We start from the raw sequence: 5517 nt of genomic DNA, 5'->3' as shown, positions 1-5517 counted from the left end.
CTTCAAAGTCTTGGCGAATGTAGTCTGTTAAGACCAGTTGGCGCAGTTGGCTTCCAAGAGCCAGGTATTCTGCCTTGAAAATCTCTCGAATCGCATTGAGTTTTCCGAGAGATTGGTTAAGCAGGAGGTCTTGTTTTTTGTTGCGGACCAGTTTGACTTGTTTTCTATCGATCAAGCTGGCAGCTTTTAATTCATGGAGGAGTTGCTTCTCGTATTCTTCTGGTAGATTGTACCAATGAGGGACCTGAAAGAGTAGACCTTGCAGGAGAATTTCAAGCCAGTCTAGAGTGAAAGAAGGTAGTTTTTTGGCTCCTAGAAGATCTTGGAAACGTTGGGGAAAGGAGATTCCCTTGCTCCGAAGAAAGATCAGGGTAGCAGAGAGATACTTGGGTTCATTGAGCAACTCATCATCACTGATCTGACCCGATAAGGCCTGACAGGATTGTAGGTGTTGACAAAAGAGAGGGTCTGAAGTCAGTTGCTGCATGAGAGTGTTCTTTTGTTGGCTAAAAGCATCCAGCTGAGCCTGCTCTTCCTTGGTTGGAAAGGCAAAGTAGACATAGTCCTGATGGGGACAAAGGGTATCTTCTTTGACCAATTCGGGAACCGTAATTTCCTCATCAATCTCCCCACACATGCGGATATACCGATCCCAAAGGGCAGGGTCCCCTTCATAGGGAGGGGTAGCAGTGAGGGAGATCATCTTTAAGTCAGGGAAGGCTTGACGAAAGGCTTCCAAGCTCTTCCACCACTCATTGCGCAAGTGGTGACATTCATCCAAACAAAGGGTCCCGAGTGAAATCGTTTTAAAGGTAGAAAAGATATCGAATCCTTTGAAATCAAAGGTTTCAATCTCTGCCTGGTCATCGGTATCCTCAACTTGCGATTGACCGACGACTTGATTCATCGCACTGTGTAGGGCCTGATAGGTAGCCACTGTAATCAGCTTGGGATGTTTGAGGTCCTGAGAAATCAGTTGCTCCGCTTGGCTTTCATCATTCAAGAAGGCTTGGACAATACGGTCGACCCATTGTTGACGAATCGTGACCGTAGGGGCCAAGATTAGGGTTGGCTGGCCAAAGCGCCGGATAAATTCGATTCCCAAGGTTGTTTTTCCAGAGCCAGGGGCCGCTACCAAATGCAGGTGACCATCCGCCATGAAAGCGTCACTCTTATCGAGAACGCGTTTTTGGTAGTGTCTCCATTGACCTGTAAAAGCTAGTTCTTGTAACATTGGTTTCCTCCCTTGTACTGTCCCCATTATATCATAGTTGAAGATATTCATTATAAGGGAAGTTGCTATGGAAGCGAAATAGTCCTTTTTGCTATCTCTTCTTGACACAGGCTCGATGGACTTATATAATGTTACAAACAAGTTTGGAGGTGGCGGATGATCCATAAACATGAGATTCCTATTTTAGAGTTTGACGATAACCCACAGGCAGTCATTATGCCGACTCATGAGGGGCTCGATGTGCACTTGCCTGAAAAATGTGTTTATGCTTTCTTAGAAGATGAGATTGATCGCTTTGCGAAAGCTGCTGGTGCCAAACAAGTAGCTAGCTTTGTCTCAGCTACCAAGATCTATCCGGTTTATGTCCTGGAGCATCAAGGAGAGGAAATCTGCTTGGCCCAAGCACCAGTTGGATCGGCGCCTGCTGCTCAATTCATGGACTGGTTGATTGGCTATGGGGTGAAGAAGATTATTTCGGCAGGTAGCTGTGGCGTCTTGGTGGACATGGAGGAAAATGCCTTTTTAATCCCGACCAAGGCCTTGCGAGATGAGGGAGCTAGTTACCATTATGTGGCACCTTCTCGGTATATAGAAGTGGATCGTCGAGCACTGACTGCCATTGAAACGGTTCTAAAACAAGCGGCCATTCCCTATCAAGAAGTTATGACTTGGTCGACGGACGGCTTTTATAGAGAAACGCCCGACAAGGTGGCTTATCGCATGGAAGAAGGGTGTAGTGTTGTGGAGATGGAGTGCGCCTCACTTGCAGCAGTAGCCCAGCTTCGTGATGCGGTTTGGGGCTTGCTCCTATTTACCGCAGATTCTCTTGCAGACCTGGAAAATTATGACCAGCGTGACTGGGGGTCTGAAGCATTTGAGAAAGCCTTAGAATTATGCCTAGAAATGGTTCATCACTTGTAGGTCTATTCACTTTTTATGATACAATGAAGCTATGTTAGTCAAATTATTTTTTAAACAATGGCAGTCTAAGATTAAAAGCCTGTCTCCGGCAAGGCGAATCTTTCTCAGCTTTGCCTTGGTTATCTTGATCGGCTCTTTCTTATTGAGTCTGCCTTTTGTCCAGCAAGCAAGCTCAACAGCAGGCTATATCGACCACCTGTTTACAGCAGTCTCCATGGTCTGTGTAACGGGGCTCTTTACCCAGTCAGTGGCTTCGACCTATAATGCCTGGGGGCAGTTGATCTGTATGCTCTTGATTCAGATTGGTGGCCTAGGGATCTTGACCTTTATCGGTCTCTTCTTTATGGAAAGCCGTCAAAAGCTCAGCTACAAGGACCGGCAGACCATTCGGGATAGCTTTGGCTTTAGTAATAACCAGAGCTTGGCTCGTTTTGTCCGTTCTATTTTCATTACAACCTTTACCATCGAAGGACTGGGGGCCTTGCTCCTCATGATTCGCTTCATTCCTCGCTTTGGTTGGGGTCATGGGATCTTTAACTCCATCTTTGTCGCGGTTTCCGCCTTTTGTAATGCGGGCTTTGATAATTTTGGGGGCGATAGTATGATGAGTTTCCAGACCGATTGGCTGGTGAACCTGACCTTGTCTGCCCTTATTATTACGGGGGGCTTGGGCTTTATGGTTTGGTTTGACCTGGCTACCAAGGCCCGCAATCAATCAGGAAGGCGAACCTTACGCTTCCATACCAAGGTGGTTCTCTGGTTAACAGCTGCGATCCTTCTCTTTGGGACAGTAACCAGTCTCTTGACCGAGTTTGATAATCCAGCAACCATTGGGGCCCTCCCATTGGGAGAGAAAATTTTAGTCAGCTTCTTCCAAACTGTCAGCATGCGAACGGCTGGTTTTGCCTCCTTAGATTACACAGCAGTCCGGCCAGTGACGCTCTTCATCTATCTCTTGCAAATGTTTCTAGGTGGAGCACCAGGCGGGACAGCAGGGGGCATGAAGATCACCACCTTCCTGGTCCTCTTGCTCCTGGCTCGGAAGGAACTGTTAGGGCTACCACATACCAACTTAGGAAAACGAACAATTTCACCGGACCTTGTTCAACGTTCCTTTGGGACGGCGGTGATTTTCCAGTTGACCTTCTTAGTAGGTCTATTAGGAATCTGTTTGGTCACACCGGATGGCCAACGCTTTATTTATTTGGTCTTTGAGGTGGTATCCGCTCTAGCGACAGTGGGAGTGACCGCGAATGTAACCTCGACCTTAAATGGAGCAGGACTAGGCATTATCATGGTCCTCATGTTTATTGGACGGATCGGTCCCTTGACCCTCATGGTCAGCTTGAACAATTACCAAGCCAAGAAAACAGATACCTTGCAGTATGCCAAGGCAGACATCATTATCGGATAGGAGAAACTCATGGCGAATCGAACCATTGGAATTTTAGGATTAGGAATTTTTGGACAGAGTGTCCTGAAAACGCTGCAGGACCAGGATGTGGATATTATTGCAATTGATGATCACGAGGATGTGATCAACCAGTATGAATCCATGATTACAACTGGAATTGTTGGAGATATTACGGAGTTGGACCTCTTGGATGCAGCAGATATTGGGAACTGTGACACAGTCGTTATCGCCACGGGTGAAAACCTGGAGTCCAGTGTACTGGCTGTCATGCACTGTAAGGCCCTTGGTGTTGAACACATCATTGCCAAGGTCAAGAATGAAGTGACTAAGGAAGTCCTTGAGAAAATCGGGGCTGATTTGGTCATCCTCCCAGAGGTAGAAGCGGGAATGTCCCTAGCTAAGATGATTCTCTTCCAACATGGAATAGAAGTCTTCCAGTTGGATGAAGAAGTGGTGGTAGCTGAGTTTACAGTCCCAGCTAGCTGGGTAGGCAAAAGCCTTCAAGACTTGGCAGTCAGAGAGGAGTACCATCTCAATATTATTGGTTATCGAAATGTCGAAGACCAACCACTTCAGATTCAGATCAGTCCCGACTTTATCTGGCCAGAAGGGGTGCGCGTGATGGCGGTGACAGACAACCAATATTTGGACAGAATCCAAGACCTCTTAGAGGAAATGAACTAAGAAAACGACCGAATGGTCGTTTTTTGGTTTTATATAATTTCAAAAATATTATTGGAAACAACAAAAAATTGACAACATTAATTTGTTAGATTATAATAAAAAACATACCACTAGTATGATAAGGAAGAGTTATAATGGCAAGAAATAGAAACTCACATGAAACTAGAAAAAAAATACTAGAAGTTTCGAAAGATTTATTTTTAGAAAAAGGATTTGATAATACGTCAATACAAGATATCATTGATGGCTTAGGTGGATTAACAAAAGGTGTTATCTATCATCATTTTGAGTCTAAATATGATATACTGCAAACAATCATTAGCGAAAATAATCAAGAAATTTTAAATTATAATTGGAGAGGAAATACTGGATTAGAAAAGATACAAAATTCTTTGATGGACTCTTTCTCTAATTTTGAACACCAAAGGCTCGTTTACTCTGCCTCAATCATGCTAAGAAGTCCACGTTTGTTAGGAGAGCAGTATCTAGGTCTATTTTCTGATTTTTTACCCGAAATTAGAGAAAAAGTTTACGAAGGAGTTGAAGATGGGTCTATTAAAACAGAATATCCAGAAGAGCTAGCAGATTTAATTGTTTTAACTCTAAATATTTGGATTGGTTTTCAAATTTCCGTTTTTTCATTAGTAGAATTAAAGCGTAAAATGAATTTCATTAAACTTACTTTTGAAGGTCTAGGGGTACAGTTAATTTCTGATGAAATGATGGAAGTGATTTTCAACTTATTTGATCACTTAAAAAGTGCCAAATAAATTTTACGTATTGATATTTCAAAAAATACCATACTGTAGATATGGTATTAAAAATTCTATTATACATACCATTAGTATGTTTGTTTTTTGGAGTTTTGCATACCGGAAGTATGTAAAGTGCTTTTTGAATAGTGTAATTAATATTAACAAAATTTTTGGAGAAAAAAACCATGTTGTCACTTATTAAAATTGAATTAAATAAAGTTTCTAAATCTAAATTATTTTTAGCCTGGTTGTGTACTATATTTATAGTGTTAGGTATTACAGCAATCATTATTATGGGATTAGGTACTGACAATAAACTAGGAGAATTCACTGGACAGGATTCTAATGTTATTAGAATTACTGGTAAATGGGAAGGTTGGGCAATTGTAGCTTCATTGTTTTCATTTTTATTTACAAAAGTAGCATTTTTGATTTTCGAATCTTATTTATTGTCTACGATTATTATTGATGAATTTAAACGAAGAACAATTTTTCAGTTGTTTTCTTAC

The 5517-nt window shown here is 42.5% G+C and carries 5 protein-coding genes and 1 pseudogene; 5 read left to right on the top strand and 1 reads right to left on the bottom strand.

Translation table 11 applies throughout. From position 1 onward, the window contains the following. Nucleotides 1–1234: DEAD/DEAH box helicase (locus ACLOR3_RS05090; protein WP_412037049.1), on the bottom strand; the 1234-nt coding region annotated here is incomplete at its 3' end. Between the two features lie 156 nt (nt 1235–1390). Here ACLOR3_RS05090 and ACLOR3_RS05085 point away from each other — a divergent pair. The 5 genes and pseudogenes from ACLOR3_RS05085 to ACLOR3_RS05065 form a co-directional block, all read left to right on the top strand. Further along, complete coding sequence (locus ACLOR3_RS05085; protein ID WP_411400429.1) at nt 1391–2155, top strand: nucleoside phosphorylase; 765 nt, start codon at nt 1391–1393, stop codon at nt 2153–2155. 31 nt (nt 2156–2186) lie between these two features. Beyond that, on the top strand, nt 2187–3569 hold the full coding sequence (locus tag ACLOR3_RS05080) for a TrkH family potassium uptake protein (RefSeq protein ID WP_411400428.1): 1383 nt from the start codon (nt 2187–2189) through the stop codon (nt 3567–3569). Between the two features lie 9 nt (nt 3570–3578). Next, a complete protein-coding gene (locus tag ACLOR3_RS05075) occupies nt 3579–4253 on the top strand; it encodes an NAD-binding protein (RefSeq protein ID WP_411400427.1) in 675 nt (224 codons plus the stop codon). A 134-nt stretch (nt 4254–4387) separates the two neighbouring features. Beyond that, nucleotides 4388–5023, top strand: a complete 636-nt coding sequence (locus ACLOR3_RS05070; RefSeq protein WP_411400426.1) for a TetR/AcrR family transcriptional regulator — start codon at nt 4388–4390, stop codon at nt 5021–5023. Nucleotides 5024–5193: 170 nt separating this feature from the next. Continuing rightward, a pseudogene (locus ACLOR3_RS05065) lies at nt 5194–5517 on the top strand (ABC transporter permease); the annotation flags it as partial.

It is taken from the genome of Streptococcus intestinihominis (assembly GCF_046824975.1).
Classification (GTDB): Bacteria; Bacillota; Bacilli; order Lactobacillales; family Streptococcaceae; genus Streptococcus.
This window is presented reverse-complemented; position numbering and strand designations above follow the sequence as displayed.